Annotated in this window: 12 protein-coding genes; 8 read left to right on the top strand and 4 right to left on the bottom strand. The window is 65.7% G+C overall.

Features of this window, described 5'->3' with window-relative positions:
- Positions 1 to 651 precede the first annotated feature (651 nt).
- The 4 genes from PCA_RS04795 to PCA_RS04780 all read left to right on the top strand — a co-directional run bounded on the left by PCA_RS04795 (position 652) and on the right by PCA_RS04780 (position 7,708).
- Positions 652 to 3,747 (top strand): TonB-dependent receptor, encoded by a 3,096-nt coding sequence (locus PCA_RS04795; protein WP_255436665.1) that lies wholly within the window; start codon positions 652 to 654, stop codon positions 3,745 to 3,747.
- A gap of 80 nt (positions 3,748 to 3,827) precedes the next feature.
- A complete protein-coding gene (locus PCA_RS04790; protein ID WP_181301457.1) occupies positions 3,828 to 4,157 on the top strand; it encodes a hypothetical protein in 330 nt (109 codons plus the stop codon).
- Positions 4,158 to 4,265: 108 nt separating this feature from the next.
- Positions 4,266 to 7,391, top strand: a complete 3,126-nt coding sequence (locus tag PCA_RS04785; RefSeq protein WP_181301456.1) for a TonB-dependent receptor — start codon at positions 4,266 to 4,268, stop codon at positions 7,389 to 7,391.
- 95 nt (positions 7,392 to 7,486) lie between these two features.
- Complete coding sequence (locus tag PCA_RS04780) at positions 7,487 to 7,708, top strand: hypothetical protein (protein ID WP_181301455.1); 222 nt, start codon at positions 7,487 to 7,489, stop codon at positions 7,706 to 7,708.
- A gap of 80 nt (positions 7,709 to 7,788) precedes the next feature.
- Here the strand turns inward: PCA_RS04780 and PCA_RS04775 are convergent, their stop codons facing one another.
- The 4 genes from PCA_RS04775 to PCA_RS04760 all read right to left on the bottom strand — a co-directional run bounded on the left by PCA_RS04775 (position 7,789) and on the right by PCA_RS04760 (position 10,230).
- Positions 7,789 to 8,292, bottom strand: a complete 504-nt coding sequence (locus PCA_RS04775; protein ID WP_181301454.1) for a TPM domain-containing protein — start codon at positions 8,290 to 8,292, stop codon at positions 7,789 to 7,791.
- Position 8,293: 1 nt separating this feature from the next.
- Positions 8,294 to 9,178, bottom strand: coding sequence for a TPM domain-containing protein (locus PCA_RS04770; protein ID WP_181301453.1), 885 nt, complete (start codon positions 9,176 to 9,178; stop codon positions 8,294 to 8,296).
- A gap of 1 nt (position 9,179) precedes the next feature.
- Positions 9,180 to 9,800, bottom strand: coding sequence for a LemA family protein (locus tag PCA_RS04765; protein WP_181301452.1), 621 nt, complete (start codon positions 9,798 to 9,800; stop codon positions 9,180 to 9,182).
- A gap of 61 nt (positions 9,801 to 9,861) precedes the next feature.
- On the bottom strand, positions 9,862 to 10,230 hold the full coding sequence (locus PCA_RS04760) for a diacylglycerol kinase (RefSeq protein WP_181301451.1): 369 nt from the start codon (positions 10,228 to 10,230) through the stop codon (positions 9,862 to 9,864).
- 221 nt (positions 10,231 to 10,451) lie between these two features.
- Between PCA_RS04760 and PCA_RS04755 the strand changes: the two genes are divergently transcribed.
- The 4 genes from PCA_RS04755 (at position 10,452) to PCA_RS04740 (ending at position 16,441) form a co-directional block, all read left to right on the top strand.
- On the top strand, positions 10,452 to 11,999 hold the full coding sequence (locus PCA_RS04755; RefSeq protein ID WP_181301450.1) for an oligopeptide:H+ symporter: 1,548 nt from the start codon (positions 10,452 to 10,454) through the stop codon (positions 11,997 to 11,999).
- A gap of 55 nt (positions 12,000 to 12,054) precedes the next feature.
- Positions 12,055 to 13,326: an ATP-binding protein gene (locus PCA_RS04750; RefSeq protein ID WP_181301449.1), complete on the top strand. Its 1,272-nt coding sequence runs from the start codon at positions 12,055 to 12,057 to the stop codon at positions 13,324 to 13,326.
- A gap of 79 nt (positions 13,327 to 13,405) precedes the next feature.
- Positions 13,406 to 13,993: a response regulator transcription factor gene (locus PCA_RS04745; protein ID WP_181301448.1), complete on the top strand. Its 588-nt coding sequence runs from the start codon at positions 13,406 to 13,408 to the stop codon at positions 13,991 to 13,993.
- Positions 13,994 to 14,194: 201 nt separating this feature from the next.
- Complete coding sequence (locus tag PCA_RS04740; protein WP_255436663.1) at positions 14,195 to 16,441, top strand: TonB-dependent receptor; 2,247 nt, start codon at positions 14,195 to 14,197, stop codon at positions 16,439 to 16,441.
- Positions 16,442 to 16,446 lie beyond the last annotated feature (5 nt).

The raw sequence follows: 16,446 nt of genomic DNA, 5'->3' as shown, positions 1-16,446 counted from the left end.
GACTCCCGCAGTGTCGGCGATGTCCCATGGACGCACCGCCGCGCTGGCTGTTCGCAGCGATCCCCGCGACCGGCACGCCGCAACCGACCCCCATCGACCCGGTCGTGCCGGCGACCAGGCCATGCATGGCAACCCGCTTGGGGTTTTTCCCATCGATTTCATCGCTTTCGTCCACTTCGGCGAAGGCGATCGGAGCGGCTGTTTCGCCGCCAGCAGCGACCACCCGGGGCATCCGCTGCCCGATCGGCACGGGACGCCGAGGGGTGCGCCATCTGTTCGTGCCGGCACCGTTGGCCCGGCAACGGAAACCGTTGGGCGCACCTCGTGACCGCTCGCTTGCCAGCAACGTCGGCAAGGACGCCCCATCCTCGCCCCTCGACTCCATTCGCAGGAACCTACACCGCATCTCGAAGCGTGCCGTTTTCACGCGGCGAGGATGTTATGGAATCGTTGACCGTCGTATATTCTTGCTATAGGTTCGTAGCTTCTTGCCATGTCAGCGTTGCCGGACAGCATCTGTCGGAAACAGATCAGGAGCCCATGGTTGCAAGAACAGCGGGGGGATCACAGTTAGTTACATAAATTCCTGTTTTTCAAGGAAATCTACGTCTCGTCGTTTTTTTGCACAACTTTGGATTCGGGAGATCAACGATGACCACCAATCTCAGTCGACGCGGTATCACCTGTCGTCGAACCGCCCTCGCCTTGGCGCTGGGCATGGGTTTCACCAGCTTGGCCTCCGGCCAAGCCACGACGGGCAGCATCTTTGGCCAGACGCGTTCGGGTAGCGCGGACACGGTCGTCGTCCAGAACGCAACCGGCCTCACCCGCGAGGCCACCGTTGACGCATCCGGCCGCTACAACGTGGGCTCGCTGCCGCTGGGTACGTATACCGTCACGCTGAAGCGTGGCGGCGAGACCGTCGATTCACGCTCGAACGTGGTGCTGCGCGTGGGTTCGGGCACGGACGTTTCCTTCGGAGCCTCGGAAGCGAATGCCCGCGAGCTGTCTTCCGTGACCGTCACCGCGAACGCCCTCCCGTCCATCGACGTCACCAGCGTCGATTCGCGCACCGTGATCACCTCCCAGCAGTTGGCCACGCTGCCGCTGGCGCGCAGCGCCGAAGCGATCGCCTTGCTGGCTCCCGGCGTCGTGCAGGGCAGCTCCTACTTCGTCGGCCCCATGGGCGGCTCCCTGGTTTCCTTCGGCGGCTCCTCCGTCACCGAGAACGCCTACTATCTCAACGGCTTCAACACCACCGATCCGCTCAGCGGCTTCGGTGGCATTTCCCTGCCCTACGGCTCGATCGACCAGCAGGAAATCCTCAGCGGCGGCTATGGCGCGGCTTACGGTCGCTCCGACGGCGGCGTGATCAGCCAGGTCGGCAAGCGCGGCACCAACGACTGGCATTTCGGCGGCATGGTCGAGTGGACGCCGACCGATCTCCAGAGCGACCCGAAGAACTATTACTACGTCAAGAAGGACGGCTCGCGTGGCGCGATGCGCCAGTATCGCAAAGACAACAAGGGCTGGACCACCACGATCGACGCCTACCTCGGCGGCCCGCTGATCAAGGACAAGCTGTTCCTGTTCACTTCGATCGAGGCGGAACGCAGGCAGGGCCAGCTCGTCGGTTCGAATGCCGCCCCGTACGACACCCATTACCGCTACGACAATCCGAAGTGGTACGCGAAGCTGGACTGGAACATCAACGACAGCAACATCCTGGAAGTGACCGGTGCCTCGACCAAGTCGTCCTACCGGGGCACGATGAACGCGTTCGATTACGGCACGCTGCAGGAAGGCGGCTTCAACAGCTACGACACCCACACCAAGAATGCCGCGCAGCTGTTCTCGAGCAAGTTCACCAGCTACATCACCGATGACCTCACCGTGTCGGTCATGTACGGCAAGATGAAGAGCACGTACTACAGCGACACCCCCGGGTACGACCCCACCTACCCGTACATCTACACCCCGACCGGCGAAAACCCGGATATCACCGGTGGCCAGGTCATAACCAACAACCAGACCGTCAGCACGATCAACCTGCCGGGGCACCGTTCCGTCAGCACCAACCTGCGCGTGGACCTCAGTTACCACCTTGGCGATCACACGCTCACGGCGGGTATCGACAACATGGACCTGAAGAACATCGAAGGCGGCACGATGTTCCCCTCCCAAGGCCTGGGCTACGGCTGGGAATACAACGAGCCGGTCACCGACGCCAATGGCGATCCGGACCCCAGCCTGTACATCCTCGGCGGCCCCGGCTCGGCGCTGCCGGGCGCCGACTGGCACAACTCGCCCTGGGTGGCTCCCACCGCCGGTTATGCGGGCGGCGAAACCGGCTACTACGTGGCGAAGTACGAGTACCACGACAACGCCTCGGTACGCGTGGCGCAACGCGCGCAGTACATCCAGGACGATTGGCAGGTGAACGACCGCCTGCTGCTGAAGCTCGGCCTGCGCAACGACCAGTTCACCAACTTCAACGCCGTCGGCCAGCCTTACCTGCGCCTTACCAAGCCGCAATGGGCGCCGCGCCTGGGCTTCAGCTGGGACGTCAGCGGCGACAGCAGCTTCAAGGTCTACGGCAACGTGGGGCGTTACTATCTGGCGCTGCCGACCAGCGTGGCGCTGCGCTCCGCAGGCAGCTCGCTGTACACCCGCACCTACTACACCTATACCGGCATCGACGCGAACGGCATCCCGACCGGCCTGAGCCCGATCGACACCAGCCGCGGCCCGGATATGCCGCTGTCCGCCAACGGCGAATACGGCCAGCCGCGCGATCCCAGGGTGGCCGCGGCCAAGGGTCTGAAGTCGGAATACCAGGACGAATACATCCTGGGCTTCGACAAGAAGCTGGGCGACTCGTGGATGTACGGCGCCAAGGCCACCTATCGCAACCTGCGCAATGCGATCGACGACATCGGCGACAAGAACTCGATCATCAACAAGATGAACAACATGGGCATCGACCCGGCGACCTACGACGCCAGCGTCATGCCGGGCAGCTACCTGATGAATCCGGGCAAGAACGCGACGTACTACGTCGCCAAGCTCGGGGGCGGCTACTACGAAGTCCCGATGGATTGGAGAAAGGACTTCGGCTTCAACACCACCATGAAGCGCCACTACTACGGCCTGAACACGTACCTGGAACACCCGTTCGACGGCAAGTGGTTCGCCCGCTTCGACTACCTGTTCTCGCGCAACTACGGCAACAGCGAAGGCCAGGTGCGTACCGACATCGGCCAGGAAGACGTGTCGGCCACGGTGGACTGGGATTACGCCCAGGTCATGGACTTTGCCAACGGCTACCTGGCGAACAACCACAAGCACCAGTTCAAGGCCTATGGTTCGTACCAGATCACGCCGGAATGGCTGGTCTCGGGCAATGTTGCGGTCCTGTCCGGCGCGCCGCAGACCTGCCTGGGCTTCTACCCCGGCGCCCAGCCCAACCCTGGCCTGGGTTATGGCCCCTACTACCACTTCTGCAACGGCAAGCCGTGGCCGCCGGGCACCAAGGACAATCCGTGGACGTATCGCCTGGACCTCAGCGCCCAGTACCGTCCGGAGTGGGCCGGGAAGAAGCTGGCCTTCAACGTGATGGTCTACAACGTGTTCAATACGCAGAAGACCACGCAGGTCTACGCGATCTCGGCCTCCAGCAGCTATCTGCGTCCGATCAGTTCGCAGGCGCCGCGTTACGTGCGGTTCGGGGTGACCTACGATTACTGATGCGATCCGTCTTGAGCGGGCGCTGCGCCCTCTCCTGACCAGTCAGTTCAAGCCGCCGGGATATCCCGGCGGCTTTTTTGATGGGCAAGTCCGGGGAAGCTGGGGCGAATCTTGAGAAAAAAGTCGGCGTCATCCACGAAGCGGCAGGCCCTACGTTTGATGGGCATACCGAACGCGAAGCCCGGTGGCTGTCGCTACTCCTGCGCGCCGCTTCCAGACGCCAAGCCAACAGGCAAACGATTCGTCGCCCTGCTGGCTTCCCTTCCTGCTTCGCGTCGAGAAAACATACTCAGGCGTATCGCAAGATCATGTTGAATGTTCGTTACGCTCGCGTTATGTTCCAGCGAAGGCGCAAGGATGTGCATGATGAAATTACGCTTGCCGCCGATGTTTCGCTGGCCGTTCTCTGAGCCGGCCAGCAGTTGGGCAACGTCAGGCGCCTCAAGCGCATGAAGCTGCGCCATCGTTCGTAGGGGAACCATCCGGCTTATCCGGAACTACTGGGGAGTATGCATTTCATGAGTAATCGCACTGCTTTTTCGACGCAGCCGCTGCGCCGTACGGCCTTGGCGCTGAGCCTCGGCCTTGGTCTTGGCCTTGTCGCCACCGGCGCAATGGCGCAGTCAAACACCTCGGGAGCCATCTTCGGTCAGGCGCCCGCCACGCAGGGCTCCACTGTTCACATCGTGAACACAAACACTGGCCTGGCCCGCGACGTGGTTGTCGACAGCAATGGCCGCTATCGCGCCAGCTCGTTGCCGGTGGGCATCTACACGGTCACCCTTCAGCAAAATGGCCAGACAGTAAGCACCCGCGAGAATGTCAGCGTCAGTATCGCTGGCAGCTCCGAGGTGTCTTTCGCCGGTGCAAACAACGTCAAGAATCTCGAGAGCGTCTCGGTAATTGCATCCGCCCTGCCCAGCATCGACGTGTCCTCGGTGGATACGCGCACAGTCCTGACGGCTGAGCAACTTTCCAAGATTCCGGTGGCTCGCAACGTGGTTTCGGCTGCACTGTTGGCGCCCGGCGTGGTCCGTGGCGACAGCCGTTTCGGCACAGGCGTGCTGGCGATGGGTGGATCGGGTATCTCCGAAAACGGATACAACATCAACGGCTACAACGTCACCAACCCGCAGACCAACGAAACCTTCTTCGAGCTGCCGTTCTCCGCAATCGACCAGGCGCAGGTGCTCACCGGCGGCCTTGGCGCCGAATTCGGTCACTCCACTGGCGGCGTGGTCAATCTTGTGGGCAAGCGCGGCACCAACACCTGGCAGGGCACGGCAGCCGTGTACTGGACGCCGGCAAGCCTCCGTTCTTCGCCCAGCAATTACTTGTACCCGAGCCATCCGGAAGGCGGCTATCCACAGGCCTACAAGTCGGACGGCAAGCTCCGCCAGTATCGTGAAAAGAACTTGTCGACGCAGACCACCGTCTCCATCGGCGTTGGTGGCCCGCTGATCAAGGATACGCTGTTCATCTACGGCGCTGCAGACTTCACCCGCACCACTCTCCAAGGCACCACGTCCACGGTGGGCTACAACCAAACCACCGGCAACATGCTGTCGTCGGCCAACAACCCGACCAGCGGCTGGCAGACGTCCACCGACAAGCCGGTGAAGTGGTACGGCAAGATTGACTGGAACATCAACGACAGCAACCTGGTTGAATTGACCGGCATGGCCGACAACGATCGGCAGTCCAACAACAATTTCGGCTACGACTACACCACGCTGACACATCGCGCTGGCACGCCGGCCACCGTCAGTGCGACGAAAAACAACAACTCCCTGTACGTGGGCAAGTACACCGGGTACCTCACGGACGACCTGACGGTCACGGCGCTCTATGGTCAGACCAAGGGCTACAACCCCAACATGACCATCGCGCCGGACTTCCCGTTGGTGCGCGCCAACGCCGCCAGCCCGGTGGCAAACCAGATGCACAACTACCAGCCGTACGGAAACCTCTCCACCGGCAAGTCGGACAAGACGGATGGTTACCGCCTCGACGTCGAATACCGCCTGGGTTCGCATGACCTGCGTGCGGGCATCGACAACCAGACGCTGAAGTCGGTCACGGGCGAGATGTACGCCAACGAGGACAAGTACGGCGGTTACTGGCGCTACGAGCCGGCTGGCGCGCTGCCGCCGGGTGCCACCCAGGGTACCTACCCGAACGGCGTGGTCCGCCTGATCACCCACAAGTTGGGCGGCAACTACAAGACCGAGCTGAGTGCGTACTACCTCGAAGACCACTGGCAGATCACGGATCGCTGGCTGGGCTACATCGGCCTGCGCAACGAGTCGTTCAAGAACTACAACAGCGCCGGCAAGGTGTTCATGGAGCAGAAGAACCAGTGGGCACCGCGCCTGGGCGCCAGCTGGGACGTGCATGGCGATTCGTCGCTGAAGATCTACGCCAACCTCGGCCGTTATTACCTCGCGCTGCCGAATGGCGTGGCCGTGCGTGGCGCCGGCGGCTCCCTGAATACCACCCAGTGGTACTCGTTCACCGGCATCGACCCGAGTACCGACCTGCCCACCGGCTTGACCGCGCTGACCGGCGTTCTCTCGCCGAATGCCGAGTTTGGCCAGCCCCGCGATCCGCGTACCGCGCGCATCAACAACCTGAAGTCGCATACCCAGGATGAGTTGATCATCGGCGCAGACCAACAGTTGTCCGCCAACTGGACGGCGGGCGTGAGGGGAATCCTGCGCCGCCTGGAATCGCAGGTGGACGACACCTCCGATCCTCGCCCCGTCTGCAAGTTCATGGCGGACCACAACCTGTTCGACGGCGAATACAGCGATGTCGACGATTGCGCAGACGGCATCCCCTATCCCGGCGTGATCTTCAATCCAGGCAAGAGTGCGGACTTTTACACGGCCCCGTATCACAACGCCGACGGCAGCGTGAACACCACTCGTCTGATCCACGTGCAGCTCAGCGCCGCCGACCTGGGCATGCCCAAGGCGAAGCGCAAGTACACCCAGATCAATGCCTATCTTGAGCACCCGTTTGACGGCACCTGGTACGGCCGCTTCGACTACACCTGGTCGCACAGCTACGGCAACACCGAAGGCCAGATCAAGTCCGATCTCGCACAGGCCGACGTCGCCAGCTCGCAGGACTGGGACTTCCCGGAGTTCATGCAATTCGCCAACGGCAACCTGCCGAACGACCGCCGCCACCAGCTGCGTGCATTCGGCTACTGGCAGGTCACGCCGGAATGGATGCTCAGCGGCACGCTGACCGCCAACTCCGGCCGTCCGAAGAACTGCCTCGGTGCGTGGTGGCCCAACGCCAATGGCAAGGACACCGATCCGAGCGGCTACATGACCTCCAATGGCATCGGCGCCTACCACGTCTGCTACGGCAAGGTTTCGCCGCGCGGCGCCGTCGGCACACTCCCGTGGACCTATCAGCTCGATCTGGGCGTTTCCTACCGCCCGGCATTCGCTGACCACAAGCTGGCCTTCGAACTGAACGTGTTCAACGTGACTAACAGCCAGAAGACCACCACGATCAACGAAAGCTCAACGGATGGCCTGAACACCGCCAACACGATCTACGGTGGCACCTTGGGCTATACGCCGCCGCGTTACGTCCGACTGGGGGTCAAGTACGACTTCTCGTTCTAAGCCACAGAACCGGCGGCGCTCACGCGCCGCCGGTATGTGCGACGGGTACCTGACAACGTTTCGACGAGGATCACTTCAACTGCCAGGAGGAAACAATGAAAGCTGCGCTACCTTTCGTGGCTCTAGTCGTTCTGACCGGTGTATCGGTGACCTATGCACCAAAAGCCCTCGCACACCTCGATTGTGCGTCGCTCTATCAAGCTTGCATTGAAAGTGGTGGAGACTTCTTCGACTGCGGGAACAGGCAGGCCATTTGCGAAATAACCAACAAATGGCCGGATGGTCTCAAGTTGATAGCCGCAAAATCGAACGACTGAGCTATGCACTATCGAACCCATAGGCGCCTGGAATCAGGCGCCTTTTCATTTACAAAGCACGGGCTTCCAGAAGCTCTTCGTTAAAGCAACACCGGCCGATCCGGCAATTCGTCTGGTCGACTGTTGCCGTCGCCGGGGAAATGCCGTCGCAGCAGGGCGTGCACGTCGGCGATGCCTTGCAGGCTGCCTTCGCGCCACTGGCCGCGCGCGTAGGCGTCGCGCATGTGGGTGCAGGTCGCCGCCCATTCTTCCGGCGTGACATGGCGGGCGATGCCGCGGTCGGCGACGATCTCGATGCGGTGTTCGGCCAGCAGCACGTACACCAGCACGCCGTTGTTGTGCTCGGTATCCCAGATGCCGAGCTGGCCGAACACCTGGCGGGCGCGCGTGGCCGCATCCAGGCCTTCCAGCACGGCCAGCGGCGCCAGCCGCGATTCCACGGCCACGCGCACTTCGCCGAGATGCGTGCGTTCGCCCTCGGCTACCGCTGCGGCCATCTCGTCCAGCAGGGTGGGCGGGAAGCGTCGATGCAGTTGGAACCAGCTTTCGCACAGATTCGCAAACACGCGTTGCAGGAGGGCCACGTCACCACCTCCCCGAGGCGCCGCCGCCGTTGAAGCTGCCGCCGCCTCCACTGAAACCGCCACCGCCGCCGAAACTGCCGCCTCCACCGAAGCCGCCACCGCCCCAGCCGCCGAATCCGCCCCAGCCGCCGCCGCCGATCGAACGGCCGGCGCCGGCGGGCAGCAGCATCAGCAGGCCGCCCACGATGCCGCCGAAGATGCCCATGCCCGCGGACGCGATCAGCCAGAACAGGCCGCCGATGACCAGCCCGCCCACCGGTGCGCGCACGAGGGCGTGCGTGCGCCCCAGGATGCCGCGCAGGAAGATCCAGGCAAAGAAGCCGATGCCCAGCAGGCTGTTGAGATCCAGGCCGCGCTGTTCGCGTGGCGCGCCCTGCACCGGCGGCGGCAGGGGTTCGCCGTCGATCAGCTGGGTGAGTGCGCCGACCGCGTCCTGGATGCCGCCGTAGTAGTCGCCGGTGCGGAACTTCGGCGTGATGTATTCGCGGATGATGCGTGCCGTGGCCGCGTCGGGAATCGCCCCTTCCAACCCCGCGCCCACCTCGATGCGCACGGCGCGGTCGTCCTTGGCGACGAGCAGCAGCACGCCGTCGTCGGTGCCCTTGCGGCCGACCTTGTTCGCCATCGCCACGTCCAGCGAATAGCCCTCGAGGTCCTGCGGCGCGGTGCTGCCTACCATCAGCACCACCAGTTGCGCGCCCTTGGCCTTCTCCAGCGCCACCAGTTGCGCATCCAGCTGGTCCACCTGCTGCGCGCTCAGGGTGCCGGTGAGATCGGTGACGTGGCGCGCGAGCTTGGGCACCGCGGCATCGGCATGCAGCAGCGACGGCAGCAGCAGCGCCACCAGCAGCCACGCCCACCAGGTCCGCGGGCGGCGCAGGCTCATTTCAATGCGCCGAGGCGGCGGGTGCCGGAGCGGAGCCGCCGAAGTCGACCTTGGGCGCGGTGGAGATCGCCTGCTCGTTCTGCACGCTGAAGTTCGGCTTCACGGTGTAGCCGAACATCTTGGCGGTGAGGTTGTTCGGGAAGGTGCGGATCATCGAGTTGTAGTCCTGCACCGTCTGCACGTAGCGCTGGCGCGCCACGGTGATGCGGTTCTCGGTGCCTTCCAGCTGCGCCTGCAGGTTCTGGAACAGGCCGTCCGCCTTCAGCGTGGGGTAGTTCTCGCTCACCGCCATCAGGCGCGACAACGCATTGCCCAGCTCGCCCTGCGCCGCCTGGAACTTCGCCAGCGCCTGCGGATCGTTCGCCAGCTCCGGCGTCACCTGGATGCTGCCCACCTTGGCGCGCGCGTCGGCCACCTCGGTGAACACCTTCTCCTCGTGCTGCGCGTAGCCCTTCACCGTGGCCACCAGGTTCGGCACCAGGTCGGCGCGGCGCTGGTACTGGTTGAGCACTTCCGACCATGCCGCCTTGACCGCCTCGTCCTGCCGCTGCATGGCGTTGTAGCCGCAGCCGGCGAGGCCGAAGGCCAGCAGCAACAGCACGAGATTGCGCAGAAGTTTCATGGCGGGGCTCCTTTGCGGGGAAGGCCATTGCAACATCCCCGGGCGGACGGCGCAATCGACCTCAGCGCAGCCCCAGCACCAGCCCCCAGCTCAACACCATCAGCACCAGCAGCAGGAACACGGCGGCCGAACCCATGTCCTTGGCGCGACCGGCCAGTTCGTGGAATTCGGGACTGACCTTGTCCACCACGGCCTCGACCGCGGAATTGAGCAGCTCGGCCGAGAGCACCAGGAAGGCGGGTCCCACCAGCGCGAGTTTTTCCAGCGCGCCCTCGCCCAGCCACAGCCCCAGCGGGATCAACACCACCGCCAGCATCGCCTCCAGCCGGAACGAGGCCTCGTGCCGCCAGCCTGCGCGCAGGCCCAGCATCGACCAGCGGAACGCCCTCCAGAGTTGACGCGGGTCGCCGCGGAATCCTTGGCCTGGCATGGGAAACGGGTCTCCGGTGAGGGATGCCCGGCAACGCGGGCCAAACGGGCATGATGCCACAGACCGGCGCCGCGCCCTCCGGAACGGGGCACGGGATATTGCGGCGCAACGAAGCGGGAATGACGGATGGGTTACCCTTCGCCGGTTGTGGTTGCGTTCAGCGCCGCGACTCGCCGGTCGCGCCTGCGCGGCCGTTGTACCCATCAGCACGGAATCGATGCATGGCAATCCAGAATCCCCCCGTTTCGCAAACACGGTCGTTCAGTACCGTCTTCCTGATCGAGATGTGGGAGCGCTTCGGCTTCTACGGCATGCAGGTGCTGATGGTCACCTACATGATGAAGAAGCTGGGTTTCGTCGACACCAAGGCGAACCTGGTGTGGGGCGCCGCCGCGGCGCTGATCTACGTGACGCCGGCGATCGGCGGCTGGGTGGGCGACAAGCTGATCGGCACACGCCGCACCATGCGCATCGGCGCGATGGTGCTGATGCTGGGCTACGCGCTGCTGTGGTTTCCCACCGAGAACGCGTCGTTCCTGTACATCGCGCTGGGCGTGATCATCGTCGGCAACGGCATGTTCAAGCCGAACGCCGGCAACCTGGTGCGCAAGATCTACGAGGGCGACGACACCAAGATCGACAGCGCATTCACGATCTACTACATGGCGGTGAACATCGGCTCGACGATCTCGATGCTGCTGACGCCGTGGATCCGCGACTACGTGGGCACCCACTTCGGCGACGAGTGGGGCTGGCATACCGCGTTCGGCGCGTGCGCGGTGGGCCTGCTGCTGGGCCTGGCGAACTATGCGCTGATGAGCCGCACGCTGCGGCACATCGGCTCGCCGGCCGACAATGCCCCCGTCGACCTCAAGAAGCTGGTCGGCGTGCTGGCCGGCGCCCTGGCGATGGTGTTCGTCTCGGCGTTCATCCTGCAGAGCGAGCTGATTGCGCGCATCTGCGTGTACCTGGCCGGCGTGGTGGTGCTCGGCATCTTCGCGCACCTGATCCGCTCCAGCCATCGCGACGAGCGCGCCGGGCTGATCGCCGCGCTGGTGCTGACGGTGCAGACGATCTTCTTCTTCATCTTCTACCAGCAGATGTCCACCTCGCTGAACCTGTTCGCGCAGAAGAACGTGAACCTGGATTTCAGCCTGTTCGGCTGGCATGTGCTGACCTGGATTCCCGAGCAGTTCCAGTCGCTCAATGCGATCTGGATCGTGCTGCTGAGCCCGGTGCTGGTGTTCATCTACAACGCGCTGGGCCGCATGGGCAAGGATATTTCCGTCGCCGCCAAGTTCGCCTGGGGCTTCGCGGCAGTGGCCGGGGGCTTCTTCATCTACGGCGTGGGCGCGCACTGGGCGGTGAACGGCCAGGTATCGTCGTGGATCATGGTGTGGGGCTACGGCCTGTACTCGCTGGGCGAACTGCTGGTGTCCGGCCTGGGCCTGGCGATGATCGCCCGCTACGTGCCCGCGCGCATGGGCGGCTTCATGATGGGCGCCTACTTCGTCGCCTCCGGCATCTCGCAGTACCTGGGCAGCGTGGTGGCCAACTTCGCGCACATCCCCGCAGGCCTCAACGATCCTGTGCAGTCGCTGGCCATCTACACCAACCTGTTCAACAAGCTGGGCATGGTCGGCGTGGGCTGCACCGTGATCGCGCTGGCGGTGTTGCCGCTGATGCGGAAGCTGTCGGCCAGCCACGCCAGCGCGGCGGCACGCGAACCCCTGCCCGCCGTGCGCAGCGAGGAATTCGACACGCCCTGATCGGACGGCCCGTCGCGGTACCATGGCGGGCCCCCACGGCAACGGAATGGACCGCATGCCGCATCGCCCGATCAAGAACCGCATAGGCCCGCTGGCGCTGGCGCGCACGCTGGCGTGGCTGCGCCTGTGCGCGATCGGCGGCCAGAGCGTGGCGGTGCTGGTGTCCGCGTTCTGGCTGCACCTGGCCATCCCGCTGCTGCCGCTGCTGGCCTGCATCGGGCTGCTCGCGGTGTTCTCGGTGCTGGCCGCGTGGCGGCTCGCCCGCTCGTGGCCGGTGAGCGAGGGGGAAACGATCGCCCACATCGTGATGGATACCCTGGTGCTGGGCGTGCTGCTGTACTTCACCGGCGGCGCCAGCAATCCCTTCGTCACCCTGCTGCTGGTGCCGATCGCGCTCACCGCGGCCGCGCTGTCGATCCGCGCGATCTTCGCGGTGGCGGTCATCGCCGCCACCGCCTACCTGCTGCTGATGTACTGGTACGTGCCGTTGCCGATGCAGGACGGCATGCACAACGGTTTCCCGCTGCACGTGGCGGGCATGGGCGTGAACTTCGTCATCACCGCGGTGCTGCTGGGCTTCTTCATCAACCGGCTGGCGCGCGCCCTGCGCATGCAGCAGATCGCAACGCAGCGCGTGCACGAACGCGCGCTGCGCGACGAGGGCATCCTCGCCATGGCGACGCAGGCGGCGGGCGCCGCGCACGAACTCAACACGCCGCTGTCCACCATGCGCACGCTGCTGCCCGAGTTGCGCCGCGAACACGCCGGCGACGTGGAGCTGGCGGAGGATCTCTCCCTGCTTGAGGGGCAGGTGGACCGCTGCCGCGACATCCTGCGCGAAATGGTGGCGTTCGGCCGCGCCCAGCTCTCGCAGGAACCCGAACGCATGGACGTGACGCAGTTCCTGCGCAGTTGCACCGAGCGCTTCCAGTTGCTGCGCCCCGAGGCCGAGCTGGAGCTGCAGTTGGACGAGGACGTCGCGCAGCTGCCGCTGCGCGTCCCGCCCGGCCTGCGGCACGGGCTGCTGAACCTGCTGAACAACGCCGCCGACGCATCCGCGCTGCGCGACTCCCGCGAGGTGCGGCTGCAGGCGGGGCGCGAGGAAGGCTGGCTGCAGTTCCGGGTGATCGATCGCGGCCCCGGCTTCTCCAGCACCGAAGGCAATGCCGGGCTGGGCCATTCGCAGAAGCAGACCGGCCTGGGCATAGGACTCACCCTCGCGGCCGCCACCGCCGAGCGCCTCAACGGCGAACTGGTGGCCTCCAACACCGCCGAAGGCGCGGTAGTCTGCCTGCGCCTGCCGCTGGCGGTCATCTCGCGGCATTGAGCGCCGCCAGCACCATGCACGTGCAAGTTCCTTCGCGAGCGGCAAGAATGGTACGAATCAGCCTGTCCGGAACACTCCAATGAGCGAGCAAGCCACCCCTGCCTCCAACCGTCCCCTGCTGCTGGTGGACGACGACGCCACCTTCGTGCGCGTGCTGACCCGCGCGCTGACCTCGCGCGGCTTCGAGGTGATCTCGGCCACCAACCTGGGCGACGCGCGCATGCTGGCGCGCCGCCAGCAGCCGCGCTACTGCGTGCTCGACCTCAAGCTGGGCGACGAGAACGGCCTGCGGCTGATTCCCGAGCTGCACTCGCTGGTGCCGGACATGCGCATCCTGCTGCTCACCGGCTACGCCTCGATCGCCACCGCGGTGGAGGCGATCAAGCGCGGCGCCCACGACTACCTCGCCAAGCCGGTGGACGCCGATGCCGTGGTGCGCGCCCTGCTCGACGGCGACAACGGCGAAGGCGACGAGGAAGACCTGCCCGACGCCCCGGAAGCGCCGCTGGCCCTGCGCCGCCTGGAGTGGGAGCACATCCAGCGCGTGCTCACGGAATGCAGCGGCAACATCTCGGAGACCGCCCGCCGGCTGGGCATGCACCGGCGCACCTTGCAGCGCAAGCTGGGCAAGCACCCGGTGCGCGAACGCCCCCAGGACGAGCACTGAGCGCCACGCAACCGCTGCCGGAAGCGGCGCGGCCACGCGCGGTCCGGCGTCGCAAGCGGCGTCGGCCCCCGGGCGCATGACTCCGCCGGCCGCGGGTCCACCGGCATCCGGCGTAGCAGGCGACTGCGACAACCCGTCATTTCCCGCTGCCGCGAAACGCGACTAAGCTTGAAACCTTGGACCATGGTCAAGGCTTTCCGCTTGGACACCCGTTTCCCTGCCGCCCTGCTGCTGGCTGCCGCCGGCGGACTGGCTTTCGCCGCCGAACCGCCGCAATCCACCACGCTGGCCCCCATCCACGTGCACGCCAGCGACACCGCGGTGCTGAACACGCCCAGCGTGACCGTGCGCATATCGCAGCAGCGCCTGCAGCAGCAGAACCTGACCACCAGCGCCGACGCGCTGCGCTACGCGCCGAACCTGCAGGTGCGCCAGCGCTACATCGGCGACCCCAACGCCACGATCAGCGGCCGCAACAGCGGCACGCTGCAGAACGCGCGCAGCCTGCTCTATGCCGACGGCCTGCTGCTCTCCAACCTGATGAGCAACAGCTGGGACGGCGCGCCGCGCTGGGGCATGGTGGCGCCCACGGAAATCGGCGCGGTGGACGTGCTGTACGGCCCCTACTCGGCGCTGTATCCCGGCAACTCCATCGGAACCACGGTGCTGATCCACACCCGCCTGCCCGACCGGCTGACCGCCAGCGCCGACGTCCAGTACTTCAGCCAGGACTACGGCGACCGCTACGGCGCCGGCGGCCACTACGACGGCCACCGCCTCGCCGCCCAGCTCGGCGACCGGCAGGGCCGCTGGCGCTGGCTGCTCTCGCTCAACCAGCTCGACAACCACGGCCAGCCCATGCAGTACGCCACCGCCAAGGCGGGCGGCAACGCGGCCAACGCGGTGCCGGTCGAAGGCGCCACGCTGGACCGCAATCCCAACGGCACGCCGCGCCTGGTCTACGGCGCGAACAGCATCGAGCACACCCGGCAGACCCAGGCCGCGTTGCAGGTCGGCGTGGACCTCGGCAGCCAGGTCGGCGCGCTGTTCACCCTGGGCTGGTGGCACAACAACGCCTTCGACAGCACCCGCAGCCTGATCCGCGACGCCGCCGGGCAGCCGGTGTACGGCGGAACCATCCTCGCCGGCGGCAAGGTCTGGACGCTGCCGGCCAGCGGCCTGGCGCCCAGCAGCACCGACCAGACCCACGTGCTCTACGGCGCCGAACTGCACGGCCGTTTCGACAACGACTGGCGCTGGGATGCGGTGGCCAGCCATTACGACTACGCGCGCAACCTCGAACACGACGCCGCCGGCTCGTCAGCCGGCAGCGCATGGAGCGGCCCCGGCACGGTGGCCGACATGGGCGGTTCCGGCTGGAGCACGCTCGACCTGCGCAGCTCCGGCCCGCTGGGCGACGCGAACATGCTGTACGCCGGCGCGCACGTGGACCGCTACCGGCTGGATTCGCGCGTGCGCGCCGCCAGCAACTGGCGCGGCCCCGCCGACGGCCCGCAGGTCAGCGCCTATGGCGGCCGCACGCAGACCCGCGCGCTGTACCTGCAGGACGTGTGGAGCTTCGCCGAGGCCTGGGCGCTGACCGCGGGCGGGCGCTGGGAGCAATGGCGCGCCTACGGCGGCCTGCGGGCCTCGGCCGGCGCCGCGCTGGGCTATCCCTCGCGCCAGCGCAGCGATTTCTCGCCCAAGGCCGCGCTGAACTGGGATTTCGCCAGCGACTGGCAGTTGCGCCTGTCCTGGGGCAAGGCGGTGCGCTACCCCTCCGTCGAGGAACTGTTCCAGGGCTCCATCTCGGGCGGCTCCATCGTCAACAACGATCCGAACCTGCAGCCCGAGCGCGACTGGTCCACCGACCTCAGCCTGACCCGCACGCTGCAGCACGGCCACTGGCGCGTGTCGCTGTACCAGGACCGCGTGGCCGACACGCTGTATTCGCAGACCGACATCACCCTGCCCGTGCCGGTCACCAGCGTGCAGAACATCGACAAGGTGCGCACGCGCGGCGTCGAGGGCGAACTGGTGCTGACCGACCTGGGCGGCGCTCCCGTGGACCTCACCGCCAGCGTCGCCTGGAACCAGGCCACCACCTTGCGCGACCGGCAGTTCCCGAAGGCGGATGGCAAGACCTTCCCGCGCATCCCGCGCCTGCGCGCAACGCTGTTTGCCGACTGGCGCTTCGCACCCGGCTGGGACGCCTCGCTGGGGCTGCGCCGCTCCGGCCGCCAATACGGCACGCTGGACAACAGCGACCTCGTGGATACCTATGGCGCGGTGAGCAGCTTCACCGTGGCCGACGCCAAGCTGCGCTGGCGCTTCGCGCCGCAGTGGACCGCGTCGCTGGGCGTGGACAACCTCACCAACGAACATTACTGGGTCTACCATCCCTATGCCGGACGCACCTGGTTCGGCGAATTGCACTGGGAACTCTGACCCGG

This window comes from Rhodanobacter sp. PCA2 (assembly GCF_013620825.1).
In the GTDB taxonomy this organism is placed as follows: Bacteria; Pseudomonadota; Gammaproteobacteria; order Xanthomonadales; family Rhodanobacteraceae; genus Rhodanobacter_A.
Note: the sequence above shows the minus strand (reverse complement) of the source record. Positions and strands in the feature narration are given on the sequence as shown.